The organism is Achromobacter spanius, from assembly GCF_003994415.1.
GTDB classification, from domain to species: Bacteria; Pseudomonadota; Gammaproteobacteria; order Burkholderiales; family Burkholderiaceae_B; genus Achromobacter; species Achromobacter spanius_C.
This window is the reverse complement of sequence record NZ_CP034689.1, coordinates 5,534,001-5,547,911: the sequence shown is the minus strand read 5'-3', so window position 1 is coordinate 5,547,911 and position 13,911 is coordinate 5,534,001. Positions and strand designations below refer to the sequence as shown.

Sequence of the window (13,911 nt, the reverse complement as noted above, 5' to 3'; positions counted from 1 at the left end):
GGTCTCTTGTCGTTCGCTGCTTAGTACTGCGCCGAAATGCTGAAGAACACACGGGGATTCTTGTTGCCCTGGGTCAGGACATCCGTGCTGGTGGGCTTGGCCACTTCAAACGTGGCGTACAGGTTCTTGCTGAGGTTGGCGCGCATGCCCGCGCCGAAGGAGGACACGTTGGCACGCGTCAAGGGGGCGCTTTCGCTGCGCGACCAGATGCGGCCGCCGTCGATGAACGAATAGACGTGCGCGCCATGCGGCAGGAAGTTGTCGGTGGACACCGCGTAGCGCAGTTCCAGCGAGCCGGCCACGCCGGAGTCGGCGGACATTTCGCCGTCGTCGTAACCGCGTCCGAAGTTGGGGCCGCCCAGCGCGAATTCCTCGCTGGCCAAAAGCGGGCTGGCGCTGTATTGGCCAGCAAAGGTGGCCACCAGCGACAGGCGCTCGGTGAGCTGTTGCAGGCGGGTCAGCTCGGCGGTGAGCTTGAGGAAGTCCGAACGGCCCTTGGCGCGCGAAGCCAGCTCCGAGCCTTCCTGCGTGGCGCCCATCACGTCCAGGCCCTGGTGCACGGTGCCGCGAATGGCGGTGATGCCGTTCCAGCTGTCGGTGCGGTCATAGCTCAGGCCCGCGCGCAGCACGCGCAGACGGTCGCGCGTGAAGGGGGTGTCGGTGATGTCGGTGGCGACGTTGCGCACATCGAACATGCCGAAGGCGCGCAGGTTTTCCAGGCGCGAGCGGATCAGCGGATAGGTCAGTGTGGCGGTGTAGGCCTGCACGTCGCTGGCGACGTTCAGCGGGGCCAGGTCGCGGCCCGGCTCGCTCTTGGCGTAGCTGGCGGCCAGGCCGAAGGTCATGCCGCTGTCGGAAACCAGCATGTCGTAATTGCCGGCCACGGCCTGGCTGCGATACGCCGGAAAGCCCAGGCGCCCGCTCAGCGTGAAGGTGTCGGCGCGCGCGCCAAACGAATTCAGCGTGACCTGGCCGGTCATTTCGCTCCAGCCCAGGTAGGGCGAGCCGCGGTTGTCAAAGCCCAGCCGCGCATCGACGGGCTTACGCTCGCTGTGCACCACCAGCACCGAGCCGCCCACTTCCTTGGGCGAGGCTTCCAGCGAGGCGCGCACGATCATGCCGCTCAGGTCATTGGCCAACAGCAGTTGGCGTTCGACCTCGGCCACGTTGATCGGGCGCACGCCGCGCAGGCGCTGCACCAGTTTTTCAACCGCGGCTTGCGCGGGGCCGATATCGCCGTCGTACTTCACGTCCGACACATAGCCTTCGACCACCACGATGCGGAACATGCCGCCGTCGACCGTCTGCTCAGGCACGATGACGCGCGTGGTCACGTAGCCGTCGTTGCGGTAGAGCAGCTCGATGTCATTGGCCACCTTGAAGGCATCGGCCACCGTGATCGTCTTGCCCACCAGCCCCTGGTAGAACGCGCTGATTGTCTCGGGGGAATAGTGGGTGACGCCGTCCACGCGCATGCTGGTCAGCGTGAAGCTCAGCTTGTCGGCGCCTGCCGGCGCCTCGGACGCGCTGCCCTGCTGCACCGTGACCTGCGGCGAGGCGGTGGTGCTTTCCGGCATGGCCGGCTGCGGCAGGGCGCGGCCCGGTTCGGCGGCCGACGGCAATTGCGGACGCACGCTTTGTGCCAGGACCGGTCCGGCGGCCAGCGCCAGGGCTGTGCAGGCAAGGCCAACATGCAAGGAAATGGGGGTCAGACAGAAGACGAGGGGACGGCAGAAGCGGGATAAGCGGCGCATGGAGGATCAGACGGCGGGTTGTTACATATAGAATTGACGGAAGCTATTTGACATATGACTTACGCTTGGCTACACAACATTTTTGCAACCGCCAAGCGCTGAAATAAGCCTTCGCTCGCGACGCCGTCACTGGCCAGGTACCGGAAAATGCAGGGAATTTCAGGTTTCGCAGGCCTGTGGCGGCGACGCCAAAAAGCCCGGGAAAAAGGCAAACCTGACCAGTTTCGCGCTGTAACAAACATTAGCGTAAGTACGCAAATATTCCATTGCCGAGGTTTGCTGGAATGCCAGGTAGGTTTGCCGCAAGGAAAATTATTCGGGCCACGGCCTCGGTTTTGTCTCCTGTTACCAACGCGAGCGTCGGCTGGCATGAAAAAATGCGTGGCATGAACGACGCCTTTTTCCCGCTGGCTCCAGGCCAGCTCGCCGGCTTGCGCGTGCTGGTCGTCGAAGACCGTCCCGAAGACCGCATGCTGCTTGTGGATTTCCTGACCAGCCAGGACTGCCGGGTCTATGTGGCCGAGGATGGCAACGACGGCTATCGCAAGGCGCAACTGGTGCAGCCGGACATCATCCTGATGGACGTAAGCATGCCGGTCTGCGACGGCCTCGCGGCCTGCCGCCTGTTGAAGGCCGACCAAGCCACGCGCGGCATCCCGATCATCTTCCTGACCGCGGCCTGCCTGCCCGGCGAACGGGTGGCGGGGCTGTCGGCGGGCGCCGTCGATTACGTGGCCAAACCGTTTGATTTCGAGGAAGTGCGCCTGCGCCTGCTGATTCATCTGCGGGTGGCTTCAACGTCCGCGTCTGCGCCTGCGCCCGCATCCGCGCCGGCCGTGGCCGAGGCGAGCGCGCAAGACGGCACATCCGCCGCCGCGGCGGGCGCCACGCTGGATGGCGTCCTGTTTCGCGCGGCGCGCAAGCTGCTGCGCGAACGGCTGGATCACACGCCCGAACTGATGGCCCTGGCCCAGGCGCTGAACACCAACGCGCGGCGGCTGAATCAGGCGTTCCGACGCTGTGCGGGAACCACCGTCTTCGAGTTCCTGCGGGAAGAGCGCATGCGCGAGGCGCGCCGCCTGCTGTGCGAGACCAGCCTGGACATCCAGGCCATTTCGCAAGCCGTGGGCTATGGCAACCGGGGTAATTTTTCCACCGCCTTTCGTGAACGCTTCGGCATGCCGCCCACGGCCTTGCGCCAGGAATTTGATCCCTATGCTTGATCGCCGTCTTGGCTGCCCAGGTTGGCGGCCTCCGTTGTCGTTGCTGCCCGTATTGACCTTGTTGTCCGCGTTGTCATTGGCCCTGGCTTGCCTTGTGCTGCCTGCGTTGGCACAGGCCGCGCCGGCGTCCGTGGACCTGAGCACCGTCACCGGCAAACTGCCGCTGAACCACGAACTGGTGGGGCAGGAAGACCCAAACGGGACTCAGGACGTCAGCCAGGTTCTGGACGGTCCCTGGCAACCCGTGACGCCCGGCTGGTTGAACCGGGGCTTTTCGCCAACGGTGTACTGGCTGAAGCTGGACGTGCACAACCCCACCGACAGCTTCCTGGAACGTTGGCTATCCTTTGGCGTACCCAGGTTGGAAGATGTGCGCTTCTACCTGTATCACGACGGTCAACGGCAGCCCTTCAAAATCGTGCTGGCAGGCAACCGCGAGCCGCTCGCCCTGCGCGAAGTGCCGTCTTCCGTGTCGGTGGCCACGCTGCCGCTGACTCCGGGTGAACGCGTGACGGTGCTGGTGCGGGTGCAGAGCCGCTCGGCCATCAGCATGGAACCCACCTTGTGGACACCGGCGGCATTCGTGGACGCGGCGCAGCGCGGCACGGTGGTCCTGGCGCTGCTGATCGGCGCGCTGCTGATGGTGGCCTTCTATACCGGGGTACTGGGCGTGGCCCAGCGCGATCAGGTGTTCGTGTTTCTGGCCGCGGCCATCATCATCGAGATTCTCTACAGCCTGTCGTTTCAGGGTTTGCTGTACCGCTATGTGCTGACGGGCGGCGGCGAAATGGTGCTGCGCGCGCCCAGTGTGTTGGGGACGCTGGCGGCCACGGTGTTCGGCTTTACCGTGATGCGGTTCGCGGACCTGCATCGGGTGCGGCTCTGGCGTTGGGTGTATGGCGTGCTGATCGCCCTGGGCCTGGCGGGCTCGGTCTGGGCGGCGCTGGGCGAGTATCGCGCCAGCGCGCAGGCCGTGGTCGGACTGGTCTTGCTGTGGGGGCTGGTCTGGCCTGTCTCGATGGCCGACGGCTGGCGGCGCGGGCATGCCAACGCGCGGATCTTCCTCTTGTCCTTCGCGGTGTATTGCGCCTTGCTCTTCCTGCGGCTGGCTTTCATCAACGGGCTGCTGCCCGGGCGCTGGGAAGGCGGGCCGGAGGTGGCTTGGGACCTGTTGTCGGTGTCGCTGATGCTGGCGGTGCTGGTGCATGGACGCACACGCCAGCATCGACAGGAAAAACTGGCGGTCGAGCGCGAATTGACACTGGCGCGCGAACGCGAGCACCAGCGCTTGGACCTGGCCGTCAGAGAGCGCACGCAAGCGTTGCAGGAGGCGCTCATCCATGCTGATGAAGCCGGCCGCGTGCGTCAGGATTTCCTGGCGCGCATCAGCCATGATCTGCGCACGCCGCTGACATCCATCATCGGTTTCGCGGACCTGATCCAGGCGGGCGGCCGTGACGACGCGCCGCGCGGCGCAATCATTCGCCGTAGCGCCGACCACATGCTGGGCATGGTGAACGACCTGATCGATTACGCCGCTGGCGCCGGCGGCCAGGCGTTGCGCGTGTCTCCTGAATACGTGCACGCCTTGCTGGATGCCGTCGCCAAGGAGTCCGCGCCGATCGCCGCCAGGCATAACAACCAGTTCGTGTTTCGGGTGGCGGACTCGGTGCCGGCCGTGTTGGAAATGGATGGCAAGCGTGTGCGGCAGGTGCTGTCCAACCTGATCGACAACGCCGCCAAGTTCACGCGCGGCGGCGTCCTGACCTTGACCGCCGACTACACCGCGCCCGACGCCGATGACACGAGCGGGGCATCGGGACGGCTTGCGCTGTCGGTGCGTGACACGGGATGCGGTATCGCGCCGGAAGACAGGCAGCGCATCTTCGAACCTTTCCAGCGGTTGGCTTCCGCCGAGAATCAGCCGGGTGTGGGGCTTGGCCTGCCCATCGTCCAGCAATGGGTGCAGCGCATGAAGGGCGCAATCCGTATCGAGAGCGAGGTGGGGCAGGGGACGCGGGTCAGCGTCACGCTACCGGTCAGGAAGATGGACGAATCCCGCATCTCGCATCACTACATTGCCGCTGCGCCGCACGTCCTGCCGGCATTGGATGGATCCGGCAAGCGCCTGTGGTTGGCCGAGGACACGCCGGAGATTCGGGAATTCCTGGTCGAGGAACTGGCCAGCATGGGCTTTCAGGTGGACAGCGAGGCCGATGGCCAGGGCATGGTGGCGCGCATCGGCGCCGAAGACGCCCGGCGGCCCGACCTGATCTTGACGGACCATCGCATGGAGGGTGTCGACGGCCCGGCCGTGCTGGCGGCGGCCCGCGCGCGCTGGCCAGACCTGCCCGTCATCGCGGTGTCGGCAACGCCTCATGACACCCAGGCCTGGGGCGGCGCGGGCTATGACGCCAGCTTGCTCAAGCCCATCAGCCTGGTTGAGCTACGCCATGTGTTGAGCCGGCTGCTGCACCTGCCGATCAAACACGCCGGCAACGACGTGGAAGCCGTCACGCAGCCGACGCCGCGGCTGTCCGACGCCGACCTGGCGCAAGTGCGGCTGCTGCTGGACAGCGGCGCCATCTCGGACCTGATCGACTGGGCGCTGGCGCTACGGGTGCGTGATGCCACGTTGAAGGACTTCAGCGAACAACTGCGGCGCATGGCCAGGCAGGGTGACATCGCGGCGATACGCAAGCTGTGCGAGGGCATGCGGGGGCTTTCTTAGCCCGACGACGCCGGCACCGACAATTGCCGTTGCAGCCACGTCAGCTAAATGGCTATATGAAAAAGGAGATGACTGTGCTGCATTTGCCGAACACATCCATCATCGAGGGCAACGCCGTCAGGTGGGGAACGTGCGGGGAAGGGCCGCCGCTGGTGGCCATTCACGGCACGCCGTTTTCCTCGCAGGTATGGCGCCGCATCGTGCCGGCGTTTGCGGATCGCAGAACGGTTTATGTCTTTGACCTGGTGGGCTATGGACAATCTGAAATGCGCGACGGGCAAGACGTGTCGCTGGCCGTGCAGAACAAGGTGCTGGCGGCCTTGTTCAAGGAATGGGAACTTGACCGCCCAGATGTCCTGGCGCATGACTTTGGCGGGGCCACCGCGTTGCGGGCCTATTATCTGGACGGCTTGCGCTACGGCTCGTTGACGATCTTTGACGCCGTGGCCCTGGCCCCGTGGGGCTCGCCTTTCGTGCAGCACGTGCGCAAACACGAGGGCGCGTTTGCCGGCATGCCCGACTATATGCATCGCGCGCTGCTGCACGCTTATCTACAGACGGCGGCCTACCATCCGCTGTCGGACGAAGCGCTGGACGTGTATAGCCAGCCGTGGCTGGGCCAGGTCGGTCAACCCGCCTTTTACCGCCAGATTGCGCAGATGGATCAGCAGTACACGGACGAGGTCCAGGGTATGTATCGCCGGATGGACTGCCCGGTGCAGGTGCTGTGGGGCGAGAACGACAACTGGATTCCGTACGCGAAAGGCAAGGCCTTGGCGGCGCTGATCTCAGACGCGCCGTGTATGCCGATCGCGCACGCGGGCCATCTTGTGCAGGAAGATCGGCCCGAGGCGATTGTGGCGGCGGTGTTGAAGCAGATTGCGGGGGCTTGAGCACCGATCGTCATGCTTTCACAGAAAAATTGGCCGTTACGCCACGTCGCGACGTGCGAGCGTCAATCAATGACGCGGCCCGGGTTCAGCGTATTGTTGGGATCCAACGCGCGCTTCAGCCGCTTCAGCAACGCGATCTCGCCGTCGCTGCGGGTATAGGACAAAAAGGGCTTCTTCAGAAAGCCGATGCCGTGCTCGGCGCTGATCGTGCCCTGCCGGCCGCGCAGCGCACCGTAGACCAGCTCTTCCACGCTCAGCCATTCGCCTTGCGCGTGCGGACCGGTCAGGATGTGGATGTTGTTGTCGCCCAAATGTCCCATGAACAAATGCGCGGCGTTGGGGTATTTCTGCTTCAGCGCGGCCTCGACTTCAGCGACAAAAGCCGGCATCTCCGCCCAAGGCAGGCCACAGTCGAAGTTCACCGTGGGTTTCAACGCAGTCAGCAATTCGGGGATGCACTCCCGCAGGCGCCAGAACTTCTGGGCGTCCGACAGGCTGGACGCCACCGCGCAGTCACTGATCAAGCCCGTTTCCAGCGCGCCTTCCAGCGCATTCTCCAGGGCCGTCTGGGGATCCATGCCGGCCAGGCCGCTAGCCTGGATCAGCACACTCCAGGGGGCGTCTCCCGGTAAGGGCAGGGGCACGCCCGCCAGGTCGCTGGCGCGTTGCAGGTATGGCGCCGACATGAATTCGTAGGCGCTCAGTTGCGGACCCAAGGTCTTCTTCAGATGGCGCAGCAACAAGGCCATGGATTGCGTGTCCGGCACCTGCACCAGCGCGGTGGCCGGCGCGCCGGGATCGGGCTGCAAGCGCAAGGTCAAGCGGGTGATCACGCCCAGCGTGCCTTCAGACCCGATGAACAGGAACCGCAAGTCCAGGCCAGCACTGTTCTTGACCAGACGGGTCAACGACGTCACCACAGACCCATCGGGCATGACCGCTTCCAGCCCCAGCACCGAGTCGCGCATGGTGCCGTAACGCACCACCTGCGTGCCGCCGGCATTCGTGGCGGCGTTGCCGCCAACCTGGCAACTGCCGCGCGCACCCATGTCCACCGGAAAGAACCAACCGGCCTCAAGCGCGGCTTCCTGCACCTGTTGCAAGGTTGCGCCCGCCTGCACCTGCATGACGCCTTCAACCGCATCAATGGATTCGATGCGGTTCATGCGCTCCATATTGATGACCACGTCGCCATCGGCCGGCACTGCGCCGCCCGCCAGCCCGGTCAGGCCGCCCTGGATGGTGATCTTGCGGCCCTGCCGATCCGCATCGCGGACCAGGGCGGCCACCTCGTCGGTGGTGACAGGCCGGTGCACGACGCTGGGCACGCCCCGTGTCAGGCCACTCCAGTCCTGTAGGTATCGTTCATCCACATGCTGTTCAACCCCATTCATGCCGCTTGCTCCACCTTGGGGGCGGGCGTTGCGCCGCTTGAACCCATCGTCGAGGCGGCCTCCGGCCCACCCATGCGTTCAATCAACGCGGCCTGGTCGGCCTTGGCCTGCCGGTCCACGTCTTCCGGATTGCAGATCGCGTACAACGCGGCCTTCATCCCCGCCAGCACAGCGGCATAGGCGGGGTCGCCCGCCAGATCATGCAGTTCGCCGGGGTCCGACTCCAGGTCGAACAGTTCAGGCTGAAAGCGCACGTAGTGGTGATACTTCCAAGGCCCCTTGCGCAACATGAAACCCGCGGTGTTGCTGCCCGCCGCGTGGTATTCGCTGAGGATGGCGCGGTCATCATCAACAGCTTGCCGCGCAATATCGAACAGCGACTGCCCGGGCCGCGTGCCCATGTGCGGCGCCGGGTCCACACCCACCGCCTGCAAGATCGTCGGATACAGGTCCAGCAGGTCCACCGCGGTATCGCAGACGGAAGGCGATACGTCGGGCCCGGCCACGATCATGGGAATGCCCACGCTTTCCTGGTAGAGCGTGGATTTTCCCCAGAGCCCGCGCGCACCCACGTTGTCGCCGTGATCTGACGTATAGACCACATGCGTGGAATCGGCCAGGCCGAGCGCGCCCAGTGCGTCCACGATACGGCCCACGTTGCTGTCCAGGAAGCTGCACAGTCCGTAGTACGCCAGGAACGCATTGACGCGCTCGTCTTCGTTTTGGAAGGTGTCTTCGCTGCGCTCGAATTCCGCGTAGGCTTGCACCCAGGGATGGCGTGCGTAGCCGTCTTTCGGATGCAGCTTGGCGTGGGGAATCTGCCGGGCGTCGTACAGGTCAAAGAAATCCCGAGGCGCGATCAACGGAAAATGCGGCGCTACCAGACCCACGTACAACACGAATGGTTCACCGCGATCGGCCGCCGCGCGCAGCCACTCAAGCGTGCGTTCGGTCACCGATCTGTCATAGGACGTATAAGGCGATTCGCCCATGCCGATGCGATCGCCCAGCATGCGCTTGCGCCCTTCCACCGGCAAGTAAGGGTCCCGGATCGACGCCCACACCATGCCGTGCCCGCCCACCACGTGCATGGGGATATGTTCCGCATCGAAGCCGACCGGGTCTTCTTCATTGCGATAGTGCAGCTTGCCGATGCTTTCAACGTTGATGCCCTGCTGCTGCAACACATGGCCCCAGCCTTGTGGATCACCTACGTACGGCATGGCGTTATCCCAATGGCGGGTCTGGTGCACGCGATGCCCGGTGGCGAACGCCGCGCGCGCCGGCACGCAGATCGGGCTGGGCGTGTAGGCGTTCGGAAAGCGTGCGCCGCGCGCGGCCAGCGCGTCCAGGTTTGGTGTCTTGATGAACGGATGTCCGGAACAACCCATGAACGCGGGATTGTGTTCATCGGACATGATGACGACGATGTTTTTGCCTTTCATTGTGCTTCCTGGATATGGCCAGGCCATGCGCGCGGCGCGTCAGGCCTCGGGGGTGTAGCCGCTGTCCTTGACGACCCGGCCCCAGAACGCATCTTCGCGTTCCATCTGTTGTTTCAAGGCGTCGGGTGTGGTGACTTTGGGGTCGAAGAATTGCTGCTGCATGATCTTTGCAAACGCCGGCGAACGCACCGCGTCGGTCACGGCCCGCGCCAATGCCTGCGCCTGGTCGGCGGGCAAGGTCTTGTTGCCGATGAGCGTGAAGTACTCGGCCAGCGTCAGCGACGGATAGCCCGCCGTGGCAAAGGTGGGCACGTCGGGCAGCGCGGACGATGGCGCCGAACCGGTCATGGCCAGGATGCGGATCTTGCCGGCCTTGTGCATGGGAATCAGGTTTGGCAGCGTTGTGATCAGCGCGGGCAGAATGCCGCCCACGGTGTCCGTCAGCGCCAATGAACCACCTTTGTATGGAATCGGCGTCAAGGGGACCTTGCTGGCGTTCGCCAGCATGACGCCCAGGAAGTGCATGACCGTGCCCGCGCCGGGCGTACCGTAGACCGCCATGCGCGGGTCCTTTTGCGCCAGAGCCAGGAATTCCTGCAACGTCTTTGCAGGGCTGTGGGCGCCCACCGCGAATCCAAAATCAAACTGGCTGGCGGTGCCCAGCGGCGTGAAATCCGCGGGGGTGTAGCGCAGGTCTTTGTATAGATGCGGATACAGCGTCAGGTTCGTGGAGGGGGTGAACAGCACGGTATTGCCATTGCCGCCCGCCGCCAATAGCGAGTCGACCGCAATGCGGCCGCCTGCGCCGGCCTTGTTCTCCACGATGAGGGTGTAGCCCGATGCACGCATGCCGTCGGCCAGCGCGCGGGCCACCAGATCGGCCGCGCCGCCCGGGGCAAAACCCACCAGCATGCGTAAGGGGGGGCTGGCCTGTAGCTGCCTGATCGGCAGCGCGCTACAGCACACGGCGGCGCCCATGGCGCTAAGGAACTGTCTGCGTCGTACTTGCATGCTTGTCTCCGTATCGGCGCTTTTGATGCGCCATTTTTGGAGTAGCGTACGGCTGCGTCAGACCTGAAGACAAATATTATTTATCTGCGTTTTATATAAGTTTTTTCTTATGCCAGTTTTCCGCGCAGCACCTTGCGTGCGACCAGCGTGCGCAACACGGTTTCCAGCGCCTGTTCCATGGCCAGCATCGTACTGTCCGGCGCGCCTTCGGCCACGCGGACAATGGATTGCATGCGCGTAATGGCTGGCCGGACCAGACGCCGTTCGCCCATGGCCTTATCGCCACGCGCCAGTTCCAGGCCGACGCTGTTGGGCAGGATCGCAAACGCCACGCCGTCGCGCACCAAGGCAAAATTCAATTCGGGATCGTTGATCTCGTACTTCACATTCAGCGGGCAATCCAGCTCCAGCGCTGTGCGTTCGATCAGGCGGCGCAGGTCGTGGTCGCGGTCGGGCGCCACCAGCGGACGCGACCCGATCGCTGAGAACGCCATCGTCTTTCCTGGCCGGTCGAACAGTGATTCCAGGCCGAACAGCGAGAAGCCTTCTTCATACACCGGCTTGCAATACAGCCCGGGCAACTCGAACGCGTTGGGCATCAGCGCCACGTCCAACTGCCGCGTTTGCAGGGCCAAGCGCACCTCGCTGGACAAGGCCGAGGACAACAACAGTCGAACGTCGGGATAAGCCTGTTCAACGTACCGCACGAGTGGCGCAGCCACCACCTGTGCCAACGACCGGGCCAGGCATACCCGCACCGGCCCGCGCGGCTTGCCCGTGGGCGCCAGCACGTCGGTCTTCAGCGATTCCAACTGTTCCAGAATCGACATGGCGCGCTGCTGCAGACGCTTGCCTTCGGCCGTTGGCGTGACGCCCTTGGCATGCCGTTCGAACAAGGCCACGCCCAACTCCGCTTCCAGCGCCGCCACGTGCTGGCTAAGCGCGGGCTGCGCGATACGCAGCGTGGCCGAGGCCAGCGACAAACTGCCGCTGTTGGCGATTTCCAGAAAATAGCGGAGCTGGCGTGGGGTCATGCGTTATTTTGCCTTACCCATCGACAGCGGCACGCCCCAGGTCGGATCTTCCATGCCTTGCTTGCCCAGCGGCGTGATCTGCATGGGTTGCAGGGTGGCTAACAACTGCCGTTGTGCATCGCTGAGGTTTTGGCGCTGCGCGATGAGCTTCTGCGCGAAATCCATCGGCGCCGGGCGCGTGTAGACGGTGAAGTCTTCAAGCGGGCATTCGATCATCTTGGGGTCGACTGCGCGGCAGCCCGACTGCTTGTACTGGTAGCTGGGCGTTTTCATGTGCATGCGCTGGCTCAGCACCAGTTGGCCGCCCTTCAGGGTAAAACTGGCCAGCGCCAGCTTGGGCGGCACGCGCGACTGCACTTTGATGGCGGGGATATCGCGCGTAGCCGTCTCTTCGTAGTAGCCGGCGCGAGAGCCTTGCGTAGTTTCGGTGTATTGCTCTTCACCCCAACTGACGCAGTTGCCTGAGGCCCGGTGTACCGCGGTGCAGACCGTGCGCGTCTTCAACTGGCTGCCGGTCGTGCCTTCGTGCCAGTTGGTTTCCTTGTAGAACTCGCGATAGAGTTCCGGCGATAGATAGGCGGTGCCGTTGGCGCCACGGCCCGATCCCACTGGGCCGCTGCGCGCGCCCACCTGGTCCAGCAAGGCATTCAGCTTGTAGTCGTCGCCGCCCGTGAGCAGGTACTTTCCTGGGGGCAGGATATGCACTTCGAAGGCTTTGAACAGGTAGGTGGTGTTCTTGTCTCGTTGCAGCGAATTGTTCTGGAACTTGCGACCGAAGGTGATTTTCGGCTGCTGCTCGTGCATCCAGATTGTGTTGCCGGTCCATTTGGTCATGGATTGCGCGTCGTTCAAGGTCGCGTGCGGCATCACGTCGGCGACCAGCACCACGGCCATGTCGGCCTTCAGGGCCTCGCCGATCAGGTCCACCAATTGCGCGTAGCGCGGGTCGTCCATGGTGCCTTCGCCGGTGTATGTCGGCACGTTCACGCAGCCTGACAAGACCAGGGCGAGCGTCATGGCGGAAAGGGTAACGCGCGGTCGCGGCAGCGTCATGGGAGCGGTCCTTTTTAGGGGGGGCTGAGTCAGATGAGTGAGCGCGCATGCTACTGATTTGGGAGGGCGCCGCAACACCCGGATCGCTGCTTGAAACATGGCGCCGGCCAGACGGGTGGGAAGCCGGGCGAGGGCGCAGCTTGCCCCTGAGGATAGGTTCAGGGTGGGAACCCCACAAAGGGCGAGGGTTGTGGCCATGTCGGCGGCATGGGCAGCCGCCAGGACGAGGGCCAAGCCAAAGGGCGGATTTGGAAATTTATTGTTGCTATTGTTTCGGCCTGACCCTTGCTTCGCCCTTGCCCTGGGCATGTGGGGAGCACGCAATCGCCCCCCGCGCAGGGATGTTATTGCGCGGTGATCCCTGCCGACTGGATCAGTGCCCGCCAGCGTTGCACTTCGCTGTTCCAGAACGGCGCGAAATCCGCCGGTCCGCGTGCATCGACGCTAAAGCCTAGCGAGCGCGTTTTTTCCGCGACCTCGGGTCGCGCCATGATGCTGACGAGCTCCTTGCCCAGGCGTTGAACGATCGCGTCCGGGGTGGCGCTGGGCAGCATGACGGCGGTCCATTGTTCGACGTTCAGCTTGGGCATGCCTGCCTCGGCGGACGTCGGCACGTTCGGCACTTGCGGATTGCGCGCCTTGCTTGCAATGGCAATGGCGCGCAGCTTGCCCGACTGCACGTAGGGCAGGGACTCGGCGTAGTTGCTGAAGATCACATCAAGCTGTCCGCCCATCAGGTCCGTCAATGACGGCGCGCCGCCGGCATAGGGGATGTGCAGGATGTTGGTGCCATTGATCTGGTTGAACAAGGCCAGTGACAGGTGCGATGGCGTGCCCACGCCGCTGGACCCGGCATTCAGTTCCTTGCCCTTCGCGGCTTTGGCCAGGTCGTCCAGCGTGCGTATCTTGCTGTTGGCCGGCACCACGACCAGGATCGGTGTCGAGGCCAGCAGCGCAACGGGCTTCAGGTCTTTGGTGATGTCGAACCGGCTTCTGTCGCGCAGCAAGGTGGCGTTCACCGAATGCGTCATGGTGATGGCCAGCAGCGTAGTGCCGTCGGGCGCCGCGCGCGACACCTGTTCGGCGCCGATCATGGCGCCCGCGCCCGGGCGGTTTTCCACCACCACGGTAACGCCCAGGCGCTCGCTGAGTTGTTGGCCCACCAGTCGCGCCATGACGTCCGTCAAGCCGCCCGGCGGGAACGGCACGACATATTTCAGCACGCTGCCTTTGGCGGGGTAGTCGGCGGCTGGTGCCTGTGCTTGGGCTTGTGCTTGGGCTTGTGTTTGGGCGGCGGGGGCGATGGCGGCAAGCGCAAGGGCCGAGGCCAGCAACATTCTTCTGGTAATCATTTTGTCTCCTGTCCGTGTATT

At 64.2% G+C, this 13,911-nt stretch carries 10 protein-coding genes; 3 read left to right on the top strand and 7 right to left on the bottom strand.

Going from position 1 to position 13,911, the window contains the following annotated elements:
* Nucleotides 1-20 precede the first annotated feature (20 nt).
* Nucleotides 21-1,634 carry a ShlB/FhaC/HecB family hemolysin secretion/activation protein gene (locus tag ELS24_RS25435; protein ID WP_230694182.1) on the bottom strand — a complete coding sequence of 538 codons (1,614 nt, stop codon included), beginning with the start codon at nt 1,632-1,634 and terminating at the stop codon, nt 21-23.
* Between the two features lie 497 nt (nt 1,635-2,131).
* Here ELS24_RS25435 and ELS24_RS25430 point away from each other — a divergent pair, with 497 nt between their 5' ends.
* The 3 genes from ELS24_RS25430 to ELS24_RS25420 all read left to right on the top strand — a co-directional run bounded on the left by ELS24_RS25430 (nt 2,132) and on the right by ELS24_RS25420 (nt 6,601).
* Nucleotides 2,132-2,977, top strand: coding sequence for a response regulator transcription factor (locus ELS24_RS25430; protein WP_127185694.1), 846 nt, complete (start codon nt 2,132-2,134; stop codon nt 2,975-2,977).
* A gap of 34 nt (nt 2,978-3,011) precedes the next feature.
* Entirely contained in the window at nt 3,012-5,708 is a 2,697-nt protein-coding gene (locus ELS24_RS25425) for a hybrid sensor histidine kinase/response regulator (RefSeq protein WP_240669383.1), read from the top strand.
* 68 nt (nt 5,709-5,776) lie between these two features.
* Nucleotides 5,777-6,601, top strand: a complete 825-nt coding sequence (locus tag ELS24_RS25420; RefSeq protein ID WP_164741302.1) for an alpha/beta fold hydrolase — start codon at nt 5,777-5,779, stop codon at nt 6,599-6,601.
* Between the two features lie 62 nt (nt 6,602-6,663).
* Here ELS24_RS25420 and ELS24_RS25415 read toward each other — a convergent pair whose 3' ends face one another.
* The 6 genes from ELS24_RS25415 to ELS24_RS25390 all read right to left on the bottom strand — a co-directional run bounded on the left by ELS24_RS25415 (nt 6,664) and on the right by ELS24_RS25390 (nt 13,890).
* The gene (locus ELS24_RS25415; RefSeq protein WP_127185692.1) at nt 6,664-7,995 is read right to left on the bottom strand and encodes an FAD-binding oxidoreductase; all 1,332 of its coding nucleotides are present in this window, start codon (nt 7,993-7,995) and stop codon (nt 6,664-6,666) included.
* The gene (locus ELS24_RS25410; protein ID WP_127185691.1) at nt 7,992-9,440 is read right to left on the bottom strand and encodes a sulfatase-like hydrolase/transferase; all 1,449 of its coding nucleotides are present in this window, start codon (nt 9,438-9,440) and stop codon (nt 7,992-7,994) included. The genes ELS24_RS25415 and ELS24_RS25410 overlap by 4 nt, the downstream gene beginning before the upstream one ends.
* A gap of 39 nt (nt 9,441-9,479) precedes the next feature.
* Complete coding sequence (locus ELS24_RS25405) at nt 9,480-10,451, bottom strand: tripartite tricarboxylate transporter substrate-binding protein (RefSeq protein WP_127185690.1); 972 nt, start codon at nt 10,449-10,451, stop codon at nt 9,480-9,482.
* Nucleotides 10,452-10,558: 107 nt separating this feature from the next.
* Nucleotides 10,559-11,485 (bottom strand): LysR family transcriptional regulator, encoded by a 927-nt coding sequence (locus tag ELS24_RS25400; protein ID WP_050445502.1) that lies wholly within the window; start codon nt 11,483-11,485, stop codon nt 10,559-10,561.
* A gap of 3 nt (nt 11,486-11,488) precedes the next feature.
* On the bottom strand, nt 11,489-12,538 hold the full coding sequence (locus tag ELS24_RS25395) for a hypothetical protein (RefSeq protein WP_050445501.1): 1,050 nt from the start codon (nt 12,536-12,538) through the stop codon (nt 11,489-11,491).
* 344 nt (nt 12,539-12,882) lie between these two features.
* Nucleotides 12,883-13,890, bottom strand: a complete 1,008-nt coding sequence (locus ELS24_RS25390) for a Bug family tripartite tricarboxylate transporter substrate binding protein (RefSeq protein WP_127185689.1) — start codon at nt 13,888-13,890, stop codon at nt 12,883-12,885.
* Nucleotides 13,891-13,911: the final 21 nt, after the last annotated feature.

Coding starts and splice junctions, on each gene's coding strand:
- ELS24_RS25430 (WP_127185694.1), top strand. CDS start 2,132: ATGCGTGGCATGAACGACGCCTTTTTCCCGCTGGCTCCAGGCCAGCTC.
- ELS24_RS25420 (WP_164741302.1), top strand. CDS start 5,777: ATGACTGTGCTGCATTTGCCGAACACATCCATCATCGAGGGCAACGCC.
- ELS24_RS25415 (WP_127185692.1), bottom strand. CDS start 7,995: ATGAATGGGGTTGAACAGCATGTGGATGAACGATACCTACAGGACTGG.
- ELS24_RS25410 (WP_127185691.1), bottom strand. CDS start 9,440: ATGAAAGGCAAAAACATCGTCGTCATCATGTCCGATGAACACAATCCC.
- ELS24_RS25405 (WP_127185690.1), bottom strand. CDS start 10,451: ATGCAAGTACGACGCAGACAGTTCCTTAGCGCCATGGGCGCCGCCGTG.
- ELS24_RS25400 (WP_050445502.1), bottom strand. CDS start 11,485: ATGACCCCACGCCAGCTCCGCTATTTTCTGGAAATCGCCAACAGCGGC.
- ELS24_RS25395 (WP_050445501.1), bottom strand. CDS start 12,538: ATGACGCTGCCGCGACCGCGCGTTACCCTTTCCGCCATGACGCTCGCC.
- ELS24_RS25390 (WP_127185689.1), bottom strand. CDS start 13,890: ATGATTACCAGAAGAATGTTGCTGGCCTCGGCCCTTGCGCTTGCCGCC.